This window comes from Coprococcus sp. OM04-5BH (assembly GCF_003482105.1).
Lineage (GTDB): Bacteria > Bacillota > Clostridia > Lachnospirales > Lachnospiraceae > Coprococcus.
In genome coordinates this window covers 166,514-166,800 of record NZ_QULM01000006.1, presented here as the reverse complement: position 1 = coordinate 166,800, position 287 = coordinate 166,514, and the positions used below count along the sequence as shown (strand labels likewise).

At 36.6% G+C, this 287-nt stretch carries 1 pseudogene; it reads left to right on the top strand.

Features of this window, described 5'->3' with window-relative positions:
* Positions 1-35 precede the first annotated feature (35 nt).
* Positions 36-287, top strand: a pseudogene (locus DXB54_RS12010) (hypothetical protein); the annotation flags it as partial.

Below are 287 nucleotides of genomic sequence, written 5' to 3'. Positions count from 1 at the left end.
CAGATATGAAAGCCCAGGAGACGAAAGTGCAATATATGGATGGCAGCTATTTTGAAAGCTCTGAGTGGCATGAGAAATATGTGATCTATCTCAATGAGCACCATTTTGAGAAACCTAAATATCAAAGCATGGAAATGGATTTATTAAAAAGATTTCAAAGACGGGAATATCTTGTCAAAATGATATTGCCATTGTTTCTAATGTTTTGTACCTTGTGCCTTATTCCTTTAGGGCGTTATTATATGGCTATTATAGGACTTTGCCTGTTCGGATTCCTGTTTTGGCTG